The sequence below is a fragment of the Agrobacterium vitis genome, assembly GCF_013337045.2.
Classification (GTDB): Bacteria; Pseudomonadota; Alphaproteobacteria; order Rhizobiales; family Rhizobiaceae; genus Allorhizobium; species Allorhizobium vitis_B.
Genome location: NZ_CP118260.1, coordinates 102,658 through 116,241, shown reverse-complemented (window position 1 = coordinate 116,241; position 13,584 = coordinate 102,658). Strand labels below are relative to the sequence as shown.

Sequence of the window (13,584 nt, the reverse complement as noted above, 5' to 3'; positions counted from 1 at the left end):
CGTCAGCCGTCACGATTGGTTGACCAGTCAAGAGAAGCGCCATTTCATCGGGTTATTGGACGGAACCTTTGGCAGCTGGAAGTGCAAGCACCGCACGCAAGCCAGTCGGGGCAATCTGCTGTAGTTCAAACGATCCCCCGTAGAGACCGGCCATTTCCGTTACAATCGTCAGACCAAAACCATCGCCTGGAACCCGTTCATCTTCCCGAACGCCAGGCAGGAGAACTGTATGGAGACGCTCCAAGGGAATGCCGGGGCCATCGTCTTCGACGCTGATTCTCACCATGGAACCGTCCCGCACAGCAAGAACTGAAACATGCGCCGATGCCCATTTGAAGGCGTTGTCGATCAGGTTGCCAAACATTTCCTCGACATCCTTGTCGTCGCAGGCGACACACAATCCGTCCGCCACTTCCGTTTGAAAGCTAATCCCACGATCCGCATGGATCAGGCTGATCGCTCCATAGACGTCGGCAATTGACTGCGCCACATTGGTGCGCGCAACTATGTTTGCCGATGCCATCACCCGACGGGCGGCACTGAGATGGTGCTTGATCCTGTTGTCTATTCTGGCGACGAGGTCGCGCAGCGCGCCGTCCTGATCATTGCGGCTATCAAGCGCGAGCAACAGGCTGGCGACGGGTGTCTTCAATCCATGCGCCAGATTGGCAAACTGAATGCGGGTTGCGGCAAGTCTCTCCTCGTTGGCCTCAATCAACGCATTGGTCTTTGATGCCAGTGGCGCGAGTTCGATGATGGGTATATCGGGAAGCCGAGACCTTTCTCCACGGTTGATGGCGTCGATGTCGGCAGCCATCGATGTAAGAGGGCGCAGGCCAAAGCGGATCTGCCACAGCGTACCGATCATCAGCACAGCACCCAACAAAAGCATACTGGGTGCCAACCATAGCAAGGCGCGAACAGCGGGATCAGCGAGCGCTGCCTGAGGCGCGGACACTGTAATCGTCATGATGGCGCCACCGACATCACGGGTGGTCTGACGCAAATAGAGCTTTCGCCCGTGATCATGACCCTCTCCAGGGGTCGGCGTGGCGGTGATCATCTGGAAGAAATCTTGGCTTGGTGGCGGAGTGTCTATGGTTCCACCCAAAAGCGAACGCGAGGTGAGCTGCTGCCCCATGCTCTCGATCTGCCAATACCAGCCTGATCCGGGACGATCGAAAGGCGGTGCATCCAGCGGTGTGGAAAGCGTGAGCCTACCGCCTTCATCCCGCACCACCGCACTGGCCAGCGCACTGATCTGCGTGTCGAGGCGCTGATCGATCTGCTCACGGATAACGGTTTTAAGCGCCAGCCAGAGAACGACAGACGCCACCACGAGGGCCAGGGTCACGAAGACGCCGGAGAAAATCAGCAGGCGTCCGGCGATTGATCTGGGCCGATTAAGCGCCGGAAATATCATGACTGCACCGACGCTGTCAGCATATAGCCTCGACCTCGGACGGTCTCGATAATGTCAGAACCAAGTTTTTTGCGCAGCCTTGCGATGATGACTTCGATGGAGTTGGAATCCACTTCAGCGTCTCCGTCGTAAACGCGCTCATTCAGCTCGCGCCGATCAACAACCATCTCCTTCCTGAGCATGAGGCACGACAGCACCCGCCATTCCAGCGCAGTCAGTTTGACTGGAAGCCCATTCAGCTCAAATGTGCCGAGTTGGGCATCAAACATCAACGCGCCACAGCAAATGCGTGAAGAAGCATGGCCGGTTGCCCGGCGCACCAAGGCACGCAGCCTAAGCACCAGCTCTTCGATTTTGAACGGCTTTGCAAGGAAGTCGTCCGCGCCGGCCTTGAAGCTCGAGACCTTGTCCGGCCAGCCGTCACGCGCAGTCAGGACAAGGACGGGGAGATTGCGTTCGCTTTCACGCCACCCTTTCAGAACCGTGACCCCATCGATCTTCGGTAACCCGAGATCAAGCACGGCAATATCGAACAGCTCGGTCAGTCCGGCATGGAGCGCGTCCTCGCCATTGCGAGCGATGTCGACCACGAAGTTTTCCGACCTAAGCGCAGTGGCGATCCGGCCACTCAGGTCGTCATCATCTTCGACGAGCAGTACGCGCATGAGAACTGACTTTCATTTGCAAGGACGAGATCCAGATTTATCGAAAATGGCTGAACTGAATCTGAACCAGAAGGTTCAGCGGGGTAACGGCAGAGGACCTGTAGATTGCCCTGGAGTTTGTAAGGGGAAGTGGAAACCGGTTTTCCCGAAAGACAAACGAACACTACAGACTCTAAGGCAGTTCCAACACAGTATGCAGCGGTTTTGCATTCGGACATGCTCTGGTCAACACCAAGGAGAATGAATGATGACGGTCGAACATCCTAGCGACGAGCATCCGGAAAAAGCCGGTAGGCCTTCTCCTCCGCACGAACGACGGAAACGATACTGGATGGCTCTTCCCGCAATCGCCGTGGCGCTCGCTATCGGCGCGGTTGGGGGAGCCGGTGCAATGAAGCTGGTGCGTCCCGCCCCCGAAATGGCTCCAATGTCTCCTGTTGCTATCTCAACGATGCCGACATCAAGCCTGGTCACCATCAAGGGAAAAGTCAGCGAGATTTACGGCAACAAGTTCATCCTGCAAGACGACAGCGGCAAGGCGCTGGTTGAAACCGGACCGGCTGGAGACGGTGGCGGCCTTGTCACGAAGGATGACGTCGTGACCATCCAGGGTCGGTTTGACGATGGCTTCGTGCATGCGAGCTACCTTGTCGATGGCAGCGGGAAGACAGCGGCTCTTGGCCCGCCAGGCCCGCCGCCGCATAGACCGTTTGGTGACTTCGCCAATAAACCTGCCCCCTGAACTGCCTGGATCATCAGCAACCTGAACCAATAGTCGCCTGAACCAATAGTCGTTTGTCACGTTAAGTGATGCGCTTTTCAACGCACCAAAGGATAAATCCTATGAAACGATACATTCTTTCCGCCGTCGCTCTTGCTGCATTGGCCGGAACCGCATTTGCCCAGCAGCCGCCAGCACCGCCGCCGCCGCCAGCACCACCCATTGCGGGCGCCATGGCTCCCGACGCCGATGCCGCAACCCCGCCGCCGCCACCAGGCATGCCAGCCGGGCCGGAAGAGCGTGCAGGGCCGCCTCCGCGTGGCCCAGAAGGCCCGCTGGGTCCCCGTGGCCATCGCCCACCACCGCCGCCGCCACCTTCAAAGGCAGCCCATTTCCGGGTTGAGGATGGCGACACCAGGATCGACATCAAATGCGCTGACGATGAGCCGATGAAGGCCTGCGCCGATATCCTGCTTCAGGTTATTGATCGGTTGAATGGACCTGCGCATCCCTAAGCATTGACGATCCTTGTTGTCGCACGGGCCGGTAGCCGTGCGACAACAAGCCCCGACGGCAATGGTGTAAAACGCCTGCACCTCATGGTTCCTGCACGTCCGGCATATGAAATCGAGCCGGTTTTGTCTCAGCCTCAACAACGCTCTTCACCATGCTTGAGTACATTCCGGTCGTTCTAAACTCGGTCGGACTGGCTCCGAAATGCCGCCTGAAAACCTTGGAGAAATAGTTCGGCTCTTCGAAGCCGCACATCGTCGATATCTCCTTTACGGAAAGATGCGAGCCCTTTGTCAGCAGTTTGACCGCTCTTTTCAGACGTTTGTGCAGCACGAATTCCGCTGGCGGCATGCCTTCGCTCGCAGCAAAGACCCGTGAGAAATGGGCTCGGCTGAGACCGGACACTGCCGCCAGTTGCTCAACGGAAAGAGACTGATCCAGATTGGCCGAGATATGGTCGATGACATGCTGCATTGTGCGATATTCCGCGCTCAAGGTCGGATGTGAGCCGAAAACATCATCATAAAGCGCCATGGCGGCCTCATAGGCGATGGCAGAGGCCCGTCCCGGCGTGTCCGCGCCCCCGGCAATGAGGCGTTGGCTGCAATCGGCAAGATGCTCGACGGTCTGCTGGTTCAGATTGATAATCGGTCCCATGGCCGTGAGGATCGCGTTATGGATTCGCAGCGCTTCCTCGCCATTCATCGAGATCCAGAAGAACTCCCAGCGCCCGCCGGGCTCCAGCCAATATCGGTGATTATGCGGCACCAGGACCAGCAATGTCTGGCCCGGCATGACCCGATAGGTGCTGTTTTCATAGCGCAGGTTTCCGGCGCCCGAGATCGTGTGCTGAAGAACGGTAAACGGTGTTTGCCCGCGCTTCCTGCCATCCCAGTCATAAGTGGCATCGCTGCGCACTTCATAGCCTGTGCTTGTCGGCATGGTATGCAGACTATGGCGCCCCCGAGGCAGCGAAACGGTGCGCATGATCGGCCCAGCGTCAATCATCGTCTTTAGCACAGAATTACCCATAAAAGCATAATACCTCTCTGGTGGTCTGAACGATTTTACAGATAATGCCGCCCAAGAGGAAAATATACATTGATCGCGGCAATATTCGCAAGCAATGCGACCGGCATCGACGGGGCGCTTCATGTCGCCTGTGCGAATCAATTTTACCCTCTCGAGACAAAACGGCCTAACACCTGTGGAGGAGCATTGTATGAGCAGCTTCAAGATCGCCATCATCGGGGCTGGCAGCGTCGGCTTTACCAAGAAACTTTTCACCGACCTTTTGAGCGTGCCGGAGTTTCACGATGTGGAATTCGCCTTGGCGGATATCAGCCAGCACAATCTTGATATGATCAAGACAATTCTGGATCGAATTGTCGAGGCAAACAGGCTTCCTGCCAAGGTGACGGCGTCTACGGATCGCCGCGACGCCATTGCCGGGGCGCGCTATATTATCAGCTGCGTGCGCGTCGGCGGTCTTGGGGCCTATGCTGATGATATCCGCATTCCACTGAAATATGGCGTCGATCAATGTGTGGGGGACACGATTTGCGCAGGCGGCATTCTCTATGGCCAGCGCAATATTCCGGTCATTCTGGATTTCTGCAAGGATATCCGCGAACTGGCCGAGCCGGGCGCAAAATTCCTCAACTACGCCAACCCCATGGCGATGAATACCTGGGCGGCGATTGAATATGGCAAGGTCGATACGATCGGGCTTTGCCACGGTGTGCAGCATGGCGCAGAGCAGATTGCCGAGATTTTGGGGGCGGGTCCGGGCGAGCTGGATTACATTTGCTCTGGCATCAACCACCAGACCTGGTTTGTCGATGTGCGCGTCAAGGGCCGCAAGATTGGCAAGCAGGAGCTGATCGATGCGTTTGAGGCCCATCCGATATTCTCGCAGCAGGAAAAACTGCGTATCGATGTTTTGAAACGCTTCGGGGTGTATTCGACCGAGAGCAACGGCCATCTGTCGGAATATCTGCCATGGTATCGCAAGCGGCCGGAAGAGATTACCCGTTGGATTGATATGTCCGACTGGATTCACGGCGAGACCGGCGGTTATCTGCGCTATTCGACCGAGACCCGTAATTGGTTTGAAACCGAGTTTCCGCAGTTTTTGGAAAGTGCGGGCAAGCCGCTGGACCCGGCCAAACGCTCCAATGAACATGCCAGCCATATTCTGGAAGCGCTGGAAACCGGGCGGGTTTATCGCGGCCATTTCAACGTGAAAAACAATGGCATCATCAACAATCTTCCCTCGGATGCCATTATTGAATCGCCCGGATTTGTCGATCGCTTCGGTATCAACATGGTGGCGGGTATCACCCTGCCGGAAGCCTGTGCAGCCACCTGCATTTCCTCCATCAATGTCCAGCGGATGTCAGTGCACGCGGCTATTTCGGGGGATATCGATCTTCTGAAACTCGCAGTGCTGCATGATCCGCTGGTGGGGGCGATCTGCACGCCGGAAGAAGTCTGGCAGATGGTGGATGAAATGGTGGTGGCTCAGGCCGAATGGCTGCCGCAATATGCCCATGCCATTCCGCAGGCCAAAGAACGCCTGAGCCGCGCCACCGTCAAGACACGCGACTGGAAGGGCGTTGCCCGCCGCGATGTGCGCTCCATTGATGAATTGCGGGCCGAAAAACAAGCGACAAAGCTGAAGGCAGCAAGCTGATCCAGACAAAAGCATGACATCCGGTTTCTGAGGAGGGACTGGATGCCATGACCCGCAAGGGAGCGCCGCGCATTTTGCGGCACAGCTATAAGAAGTGAGGAGGGAACAACCATCATGAAAAGCGTCATCCATACCGGAAAGTCCGCTGCCCTGTTGCTCGGCGTGTCGGTTTTTGCTGTTGCAGCCTTTGCGTCCGAGCCGACTGTGGTGCCCGAGGCTCCGCCCTTTCCGGGGCAAGGCAAGATCACCTATGTGCCGCGTGACTCCATTGAGGAGTTCAAGGCCTTGCCGAATTACAGCGAGCCGGATTGGGTGACGGAGAAATTCGTCAAAACCGGCAAACTGCCGCCGGTGAAGGAGCGGCTGCCGAAAGAGCCTCTGGTGTTCAAAACCGGCAATATGCCCGACGGCATCGGCGTCTATGGCGATACCTTGCGCCACGTGATTGGTGGCAGGCCCGAGGGCTGGAACTATTCGGCGGGCCAGACCCAAGGCTGGGGCGGTATCGATATTGCCATGTCCGAATGCCTGACGCGTACAGCCCCGCTGTTTCAGGTGAAGGCCGATGATGTCGAACCTTTGCCTAATCTCGCCAAGAGCTGGGATTGGTCTGCGGATGGACACAAGCTGACCATGCATCTGATTGAGGGCGCAAAATGGTCGGATGGGGTACCGTTTACCTCTGATGATGTGATGTTCTACTGGAATGACAATGTGCTGGACAGAAATGTCACGCCCTTGAATGGCGCAACGCCCGAAACCTTTGGTGAAGGCACGACACTGAAGGCCATTGATGATTATACCGTCGAATGGACCTTCAAGGAGGCATTTCCGCGGCAATATCTGTTCGCCATGGCTTACGGAACATTCTGCCCCGGCCCGGCCCATATCCTCAAAACCAAACACCCGAAATATGCCAAGGACTTCACCTATGATCAGTATAAAAACGGCTTTCCGCCTGAATATATGAACATTCCGGTGATGGGTGCCTGGGTGCCCGTGTCCTATCGTTCTGATGATATGATCGTGCTGCGCCGCAATCCCTATTACTGGAAGGTGGATGAGCAGGGGCATCAACTGCCCTATATCAATGAGATTCACTACAAGCTCTCGACATGGGCCGACCGCGATGTGCAGGCCATTGCCGGCTCTGGCGACCTGTCCAATCTTGAGCAGCCGGAGAATTTTGTTGAAAGCCTGAAGCGGGCGGCGCAGCCATCGGCCCCTTCCCGCCTTGCCTTTGGCGCGCGTCTGATCGGCTATAATCTGCGGCTCAACTATTCGGCCAATGGCTGGGGTGATCCAGATACGCGCGGTCAGGCGGTGCGTGAGATGAACCGCAATGCCGATTTCCGCAAAGCCATTACCATGGCCCTTGATCGTAAGAAGATCGGGGAATCTCTCGTCAAGGGACCGTTCACCGCCATTTATCCGGGCGGATTGTCGTCAGGAACGAGCTTTTATGATCGCCAATCGACCGCTTATTATCCCTTCGATCTCGCCGGTGCCAAGGCGCTGCTGGCCAAGGCCGGGCTGAAGGATACCGATGGCGACGGCTTCGTCAACTTCCCGGCAGACGTGGCGGGTGGTCAGGATGTGCAGATCGTTCTGCTCTCCACTTCAGACTATGGAACCGATCGCAACCTTGCCGAAGGTGTGATTGGCCAGATGGAAAAGCTTGGCCTGAAAGTGGTGCTGAACTCAATGGATGGTGTCAAACGCGATCAGGCCAATTTTGGCGGTCGGTTCGATTGGATGATCCGCCGCAATGATCCCGACATGACATCAGTGGTGCAAAACACCGCGCAACTGGCGCCGACCGGGCCACGCACTAGCGGGCATCACCGCGCGGGGAAGGACGGCACGGTTGATCTTATGCCCTATGAGAAGCAGTTGGTTGACATCGTCAACAGGTTCATTTCCTCTCAGGACAATGTCGAGCGACGGGATTTGATGAAGCAGTATCAGAAGATCGCCACCGAAAATGTCGATACCATCGGACTGACGGAATATCCGGGTGCGCTGATCATCAACAAGCGGTTCTCCAACGTTCCGGTGGGCGCTCCGATCTTCATGTTCAACTGGGCGGAAGACACCATCATCCGCGAACGCATGTTTGTCGCAGCAGACAAGCAGGGTGATTTCGAACTGTTCAAGAACCAGCTTCCCGGCAAGCCCGGTGAAAACAAACCTCTCAACTGATCAGCAGCGCTTCAGCCTGTGAATTCTGCGCAGGCTGAAGGCAACTCCCTGAAACACAAGAGAGCACGTTCCCATGTTCCGATTTCTGCTTGTGCGCATTGCCTCTGCCATTCCTGTGCTGTTTGTTCTCAGCGTCGTGACTTTTGCCATCATCAAGGCCCCTCCGGGGGATTACAGCGACTACATCCGCTCCCAGATGATCAATCAGGGCGGCGCGTCGTTTGAAGCTGCCGATGCGCAGGCGCAGGCCTATAAGATCGCCAATGGGCTGGATAAGCCGATCCCCGTTCAATATATCAACTGGATCACCGGCATCGTCACCCGGGGCGATTTTGGCCACAGCCTGTTCTACAACAAACCCGTGTCGGAAGTGGTGGGCGAGCGCTTGCCCCGAACGTTGGCGCTGGCGCTGGTCTGCCATATCCTCGCCTCCGTCATCGGCATCACCTTCGGCATTCTGGCGGCAACCCGGCAATATACCTGGGTGGATAGTCTGCTGTCCGGAGTTTCATTTCTGGGCATGACCGTGCCACGCTTCTTGATGGCGCTGATCATCGTCTACATCATGGTGTTCCATTTCAACGTCACGGAAATCAACAGTTTCAATTCCGCCAAATATGGCGGAGCGCCTTGGTCCTTTGCCAAATTCGTAGACCTGTTGCAGCATGTGTGGCCGGTGATTGCCATCGCAACCTTTGGCGGGCTGGCCTATAATATGCGCGTCATGCGCGGCAATCTGCTGGATACACTGAACGCGCAATATGTCGAAACCGCCCGCGCCAAGGGCCTCAGCGAGCGGCAGGTGATCTTGCGTCATGCGGTGCCAAATGCGCTGCATCCGCTGATCATGTATCAGGGCGTGGTACTGCCCTATATGCTGACGGGCGAGATTGAAACCGCGATTATTTTTGCCCTGCCAACCGTCGGCCCAGCCATTGTCGGCTCGATGTGGGTCGGCGATGTCTATGTCACCGCGACCTTCATGCTGGTTCTCTCTGCCACACTGATTGTTGGTAATATCATTGCCGACATGCTGCTGGTGCTTCTTGATCCCAGAGTTCGGTTAGGCGGAGGGGCGCACGCATGAAAGCCGATGTTCAAACCATAACCATGTCCTCTTCTGCCAACACTCACGGCAATGAGACCTATCTGGCACTGGTCTGGCGACGTTTGCGGCGCTCATGGACCGGAATGATGGGCCTGGTGCTCGTCTGCCTGCTGATGCTGATGGTGGTGTTTGCCGAGTTTTTCGCCCCCGTCGATCCGAAACTGACCGGCACCGCCTTTGCGCCACCGCAGACTATCAGCATCACCGACCAGCAGGGCAATCTCGTATGGCCCCGCACCTATCCGCTCGGGGAAAGCACGGCGCTTGACCCTATTACCTTCCAGCCCATTTCAGGGCCAGACTTTGAAAACCCCGTCAATCTCGGCTTTTTCGTCAAGGGTTTCAACTACAATCTGTTCGGTCTTTTGCCCACAGATTGGCATTTCTTCGGCGCAACGGATGGCACGCCGGTGAATTTTCTCGGCACCGATAAATTTGGCCGCGATGTGCTGTCGCGCATCTTTTACGGCTCCCGCGTGTCCTTGATGATCGCATTGACGGTGGTGTTTATCGTCACCGTGGTGGGCACAACGGTTGGCATGGTCTCCGGCTATTATGGTGGCCGCTTCGATATCTGGATGCAGCGTTTTGTCGAGCTGGTTCTGGCCTTTCCGCAATTGCCGCTTTATCTGGCACTGACCTCGCTGATCCCGGTCACCGCTCCCACCAACGTGTTTCTCGGCTTTGTCATCATCGTCATGTCGGCGCTGGGCTGGGCGCAGATGTCCCGCGAAGTGCGCGGCAAGACATTGGCGCTGGCCCGCATTGATTATGTGCGGGCCGCCATGGCCATCGGGGCCACGGATCGGCGCATCATCCTTCAGCATATTTTTCCCAATGTGATGAGCCATGTCATCGTGTCCGTGACGCTGGCCATTCCAAGCGTGGTGCTGTTGGAATCCTTCCTTGGGTTTCTGGGCTTTGCGGTGAAGCCGCCGTTAATTTCCTGGGGCCTGATGTTGCAGGATACCTCGACCTATTCCGTCATCGGGTCCTATCCGTGGATCCTGTCTCCCGTGGCTTTCGTGCTGATCACCGTGTTTGCGTTCAATGCGCTGGGCGATGGTCTGCGCGACGCCGTTGACCCCTATTGAGGAGGCCAAGTCATGCCAAACACCACCAATGCATTGGCGCCTGATCGGAGGCACGATCACACCAGCCTTCTGGGCACGCCGATTATCGACGCCCGCCAACTGGCCGTCTCCTTCAAGGTCGAAGGTGGCACGGTGGAGGCGGTCAAGAACGTCTCCTTCCAGCTTTATAGAGGTGAAACCATTGCTGTGGTTGGCGAATCTGGCTCTGGTAAGTCGGTCACGGCCCGCAGCATCATGGGGCTGTTGACCAAGCGCGCAACTTTGTCGGCCCGCTCCAGTATTGCCTATGATGGGCAAAACATCCTGAAGTTTTCGGATCGTCAGCGCCGGGCGCTGCGGGGAAATCGCATCTCGATGATTTTTCAGGAGCCGATGAGCTCGCTCAATCCGGTCTACACCATCGGCACACAGATCGCGGAAGCCATCCGCGTGCATCAGAAAATGAGCAGCAAACAGGCTTTTGCCCGCGCTTTGGAGCTGTTGCGGCAGGTGCAAATCCCGGAGCCGGAGGCCCGTCTCAACCAATATCCGCATCAATTGTCGGGTGGTCAGCGCCAGCGCATCATGATTGCCATGGCGCTGGCCAATAACCCGGATGTGCTGATTGCCGATGAACCAACCACGGCGCTGGATGTGACGGTGCAGGCGCAGATTCTCAACCTGATCCGCGATCTGCAAAAAAGCCTGGGCATGGCGGTGATCCTGATCACCCACGATCTCACGGTTGTTCGGCAGTTCTCAGACTATGTCTATGTGATGCAGAATGGCGAAGTGAAGGAGCACAACACCACAGCGGCGCTGTTTGAACATCCGCAGCATTCCTACACTCGCCATCTACTGGCCTCGGAACCCAAGGGCATGGCCAATCCCATGCCGGTCGGCTCTGCCACCATTCTGGAAGGCCGCGATGTGCGCGTGTCGTTCATGCTCAAGCATGGTGGTTTTTTCAAACCACAGTTGAAAGAGCTGGTGGCCGTTAACAGCCTTTCCATCACCCTGCACCGGCATGAAACGCTGGGTCTGGTGGGAGAGAGTGGTTCCGGCAAAACCACCTTTGGCCAAGCCCTCGTCAAACTCATGAGCGTTGATAGCGGCCAGATCCTGTTTGACCGCCAAGCGATAGAGAACAACAGCCGCGAACAGATGCGGCCCTTGCGCTCCCGTATGCAGGTGGTGTTTCAGGACCCATTTTCCTCGCTCAACCCGCGCATGTCGGTGGGCCAGATCATTGAGGAAGGGCTCGTCGTCAACAATATCGGTGCAAGCCGCAGCGAGCGGCTGGACCGCGTGCGCGAGGCGCTGATCAGCGCCGGAATGCCCGGCAATATCCTGTCGCGTTTCCCGCACGAATTTTCCGGTGGTCAACGCCAGCGGATCGCCATCGCCCGTGCCGTGGCGTTGGAGCCGGAATTCATTCTGCTGGATGAGCCGACATCGGCGCTCGATTTGTCCGTTCAAGCCCAGATCATCGACCTGTTGCGCAAGTTGCAGGACGAAAAGGGCCTGAGCTATCTCTTCATCTCCCATGATCTCAAAGTTGTTCGTGCCCTCTGCCACCGGGTTGCGGTGATGCAGCACGGGCAGATCGTCGAGCAGGGACCTGTTGAGGACATTCTCAGCCATCCCCAAACCGCCTACACCCAGCGGCTCGTCAGAGCTGCTTTCAACGTCGCCACATAATCCCTAAGACAGCGAGACCCCTATCATGACAAAACAGCCCAAAATCACCTTCATTGGTGCCGGTTCCACCGTGTTCATGAAGAATATCATTGGCGACGTTCTGCAACGTCCGGCACTCTCAGGTGCGCGGATTGCGCTGATGGATATCAATCCGCAGCGTCTGGAAGAAAGCGAAGTTGTTGCCAGAAAGCTGATTTCCACCTTTGGCGCATCCGCCACGGTGGAGACCTTTTCCCATCAGCGTCAAGCGCTGGAGGGGGCCAACTTCGTGGTCGTCGCCTTTCAGATCGGCGGTTATGAGCCTTGCACCGTCACCGATTTCGAGGTGCCGAAGAAATATGGCCTTCGCCAGACCATTGCCGACACACTGGGTGTCGGTGGCATCATGCGGGGCCTACGCACCGTGCCGCATTTGTGGAGCATTTGCGAGGACATGATGCAGGTCTGCCCGCAAGCGATCATGCTGCAATATGTCAACCCGATGGCCGTCAACACCTGGTCGATTGCCGAGAAATATCCGGCTATAAAACAGGTTGGCCTGTGCCATTCGGTGCAGGGCACGGCGATGGAATTGGCGGAAGATCTCTCCATTCCCTATGAGGACATCCGCTATCGCTCGGCTGGCATCAACCACATGGCGTTTTACCTCAATTTCGAGCACCGCCAGCCGGATGGCTCCTATCGTGATCTCTATCCTGATCTGTTGCGCGGCTACCGGGAAGGCCGCGCGCCCAAGCCCACCTGGAACCCGCGCTGCCCCAACAAGGTGCGCTATGAAATGCTGACGCGCCTTGGCTATTTCGTCACCGAAAGCTCGGAGCATTTTGCCGAATACACGCCGTATTTCATCAAGGAAGGCCGCGAAGACCTGATCGAGAAATTCGGCATTCCACTGGATGAATATCCCAAGCGCTGCATTGAGCAGGTGGAGCGATGGAAAGATCAAGCCGCCGCCTATCGTTCCGCAGACAAGATCGAGGTCAAACCATCGAAGGAATATGCCTCCTCGATCATCAACTCAGTCTGGACGGGTGAACCCTCGGTGATTTACGGCAACCTGCGCAACAACGGCTGCATCACCTCGCTACCGGACAACTGCGCCGTGGAAGTGCCCTGCCTTGTCGATGATAACGGCATTCAGCCTACCACCATCGGCGCCCTGCCACCGCAACTGACGGCCCTGATGCGCACCAATATCAACGTGCAGGAACTGACGGTGGCTGCCTTGATCAACGAAAACCCCCAACACCTCTATCACGCCGCGATGATGGACCCGCATACGGCAGCCGAACTCGACCTCGACCAGATCTGGTCATTGACGACGGACCTGTTGAAGGCTCACGACCAGTGGATTCCACAATGGGCCCGCATCGGTGGGGTAGCTTAACGACGACAGCCTGTCAGGTTCAGATGGAACCTGACAGGCTCTAGCGAAAACCGGTGTCCACTTTTCGCTGGTGCGATCGTTCAATTCTGTCTCATC

The 13,584-nt window shown here is 56.8% G+C and carries 11 protein-coding genes; 8 read left to right on the top strand and 3 right to left on the bottom strand.

Going from position 1 to position 13,584, the window contains the following annotated elements; all coding sequences use genetic code 11:
- Window positions 1-52: 52 nt before the first annotated feature.
- Together G6L01_RS18520 and G6L01_RS18515 are read right to left on the bottom strand one after the other, a co-directional pair.
- On the bottom strand, window positions 53-1,423 hold the full coding sequence (locus tag G6L01_RS18520; protein ID WP_070163451.1) for a sensor histidine kinase: 1,371 nt from the start codon (window positions 1,421-1,423) through the stop codon (window positions 53-55).
- Window positions 1,420-2,088 (bottom strand): response regulator transcription factor, encoded by a 669-nt coding sequence (locus tag G6L01_RS18515; RefSeq protein WP_070163450.1) that lies wholly within the window; start codon window positions 2,086-2,088, stop codon window positions 1,420-1,422. The genes G6L01_RS18520 and G6L01_RS18515 overlap by 4 nt, the downstream gene beginning before the upstream one ends.
- Before the next feature lie 247 nt (window positions 2,089-2,335).
- Between G6L01_RS18515 and G6L01_RS18510 the strand changes: the two genes are divergently transcribed.
- Complete coding sequence (locus G6L01_RS18510; protein WP_070163520.1) at window positions 2,336-2,830, top strand: hypothetical protein; 495 nt, start codon at window positions 2,336-2,338, stop codon at window positions 2,828-2,830.
- Between the two features lie 101 nt (window positions 2,831-2,931).
- Window positions 2,932-3,324: a hypothetical protein gene (locus tag G6L01_RS18505; protein ID WP_070163449.1), complete on the top strand. Its 393-nt coding sequence runs from the start codon at window positions 2,932-2,934 to the stop codon at window positions 3,322-3,324.
- Between the two features lie 82 nt (window positions 3,325-3,406).
- Here the strand turns inward: G6L01_RS18505 and G6L01_RS18500 are convergent, their stop codons facing one another.
- Window positions 3,407-4,354 carry an AraC family transcriptional regulator gene (locus G6L01_RS18500; RefSeq protein WP_070163448.1) on the bottom strand — a complete coding sequence of 316 codons (948 nt, stop codon included), beginning with the start codon at window positions 4,352-4,354 and terminating at the stop codon, window positions 3,407-3,409.
- 190 nt (window positions 4,355-4,544) lie between these two features.
- On the opposite strand from G6L01_RS18500, the gene melA (G6L01_RS18495) reads away from it, so the two are divergent.
- The 6 genes from melA (G6L01_RS18495) to melA (G6L01_RS18470) all read left to right on the top strand — a co-directional run bounded on the left by melA (G6L01_RS18495) (window position 4,545) and on the right by melA (G6L01_RS18470) (window position 13,488).
- The gene (gene melA / locus G6L01_RS18495) at window positions 4,545-6,017 is read left to right on the top strand and encodes an alpha-glucosidase/alpha-galactosidase (protein ID WP_070163447.1); all 1,473 of its coding nucleotides are present in this window, start codon (window positions 4,545-4,547) and stop codon (window positions 6,015-6,017) included.
- A 114-nt stretch (window positions 6,018-6,131) separates the two neighbouring features.
- On the top strand, window positions 6,132-8,219 hold the full coding sequence (locus G6L01_RS18490; protein ID WP_070163446.1) for an ABC transporter substrate-binding protein: 2,088 nt from the start codon (window positions 6,132-6,134) through the stop codon (window positions 8,217-8,219).
- Between the two features lie 73 nt (window positions 8,220-8,292).
- Window positions 8,293-9,306: an ABC transporter permease gene (locus G6L01_RS18485; RefSeq protein ID WP_070163445.1), complete on the top strand. Its 1,014-nt coding sequence runs from the start codon at window positions 8,293-8,295 to the stop codon at window positions 9,304-9,306.
- Complete coding sequence (locus G6L01_RS18480) at window positions 9,303-10,421, top strand: ABC transporter permease (RefSeq protein ID WP_070163444.1); 1,119 nt, start codon at window positions 9,303-9,305, stop codon at window positions 10,419-10,421. The genes G6L01_RS18485 and G6L01_RS18480 overlap by 4 nt, the downstream gene beginning before the upstream one ends.
- Before the next feature lie 12 nt (window positions 10,422-10,433).
- Window positions 10,434-12,101 (top strand): ABC transporter ATP-binding protein, encoded by a 1,668-nt coding sequence (locus G6L01_RS18475; protein WP_070163443.1) that lies wholly within the window; start codon window positions 10,434-10,436, stop codon window positions 12,099-12,101.
- 25 nt (window positions 12,102-12,126) lie between these two features.
- Entirely contained in the window at window positions 12,127-13,488 is a 1,362-nt protein-coding gene (gene melA / locus G6L01_RS18470) for an alpha-glucosidase/alpha-galactosidase (RefSeq protein WP_070163442.1), read from the top strand.
- Window positions 13,489-13,584 lie beyond the last annotated feature (96 nt).

Bases quoted from the DNA above. Each gene is read 5' to 3' on its own strand.
- G6L01_RS18515 (WP_070163450.1), bottom strand. From the start codon at position 2,088: ATGCGCGTACTGCTCGTCGAAGATGATGACGACCTGAGTGGCCGGATC.
- G6L01_RS18500 (WP_070163448.1), bottom strand. From the start codon at position 4,354: ATGGGTAATTCTGTGCTAAAGACGATGATTGACGCTGGGCCGATCATG.
- melA (WP_070163447.1), top strand. From the start codon at position 4,545: ATGAGCAGCTTCAAGATCGCCATCATCGGGGCTGGCAGCGTCGGCTTT.
- G6L01_RS18520 (WP_070163451.1), bottom strand. From the start codon at position 1,423: ATGATATTTCCGGCGCTTAATCGGCCCAGATCAATCGCCGGACGCCTG.
- G6L01_RS18475 (WP_070163443.1), top strand. From the start codon at position 10,434: ATGCCAAACACCACCAATGCATTGGCGCCTGATCGGAGGCACGATCAC.
- G6L01_RS18485 (WP_070163445.1), top strand. From the start codon at position 8,293: ATGTTCCGATTTCTGCTTGTGCGCATTGCCTCTGCCATTCCTGTGCTG.
- G6L01_RS18490 (WP_070163446.1), top strand. From the start codon at position 6,132: ATGAAAAGCGTCATCCATACCGGAAAGTCCGCTGCCCTGTTGCTCGGC.
- G6L01_RS18480 (WP_070163444.1), top strand. From the start codon at position 9,303: ATGAAAGCCGATGTTCAAACCATAACCATGTCCTCTTCTGCCAACACT.
- melA (WP_070163442.1), top strand. From the start codon at position 12,127: ATGACAAAACAGCCCAAAATCACCTTCATTGGTGCCGGTTCCACCGTG.
- G6L01_RS18505 (WP_070163449.1), top strand. From the start codon at position 2,932: ATGAAACGATACATTCTTTCCGCCGTCGCTCTTGCTGCATTGGCCGGA.
- G6L01_RS18510 (WP_070163520.1), top strand. From the start codon at position 2,336: ATGACGGTCGAACATCCTAGCGACGAGCATCCGGAAAAAGCCGGTAGG.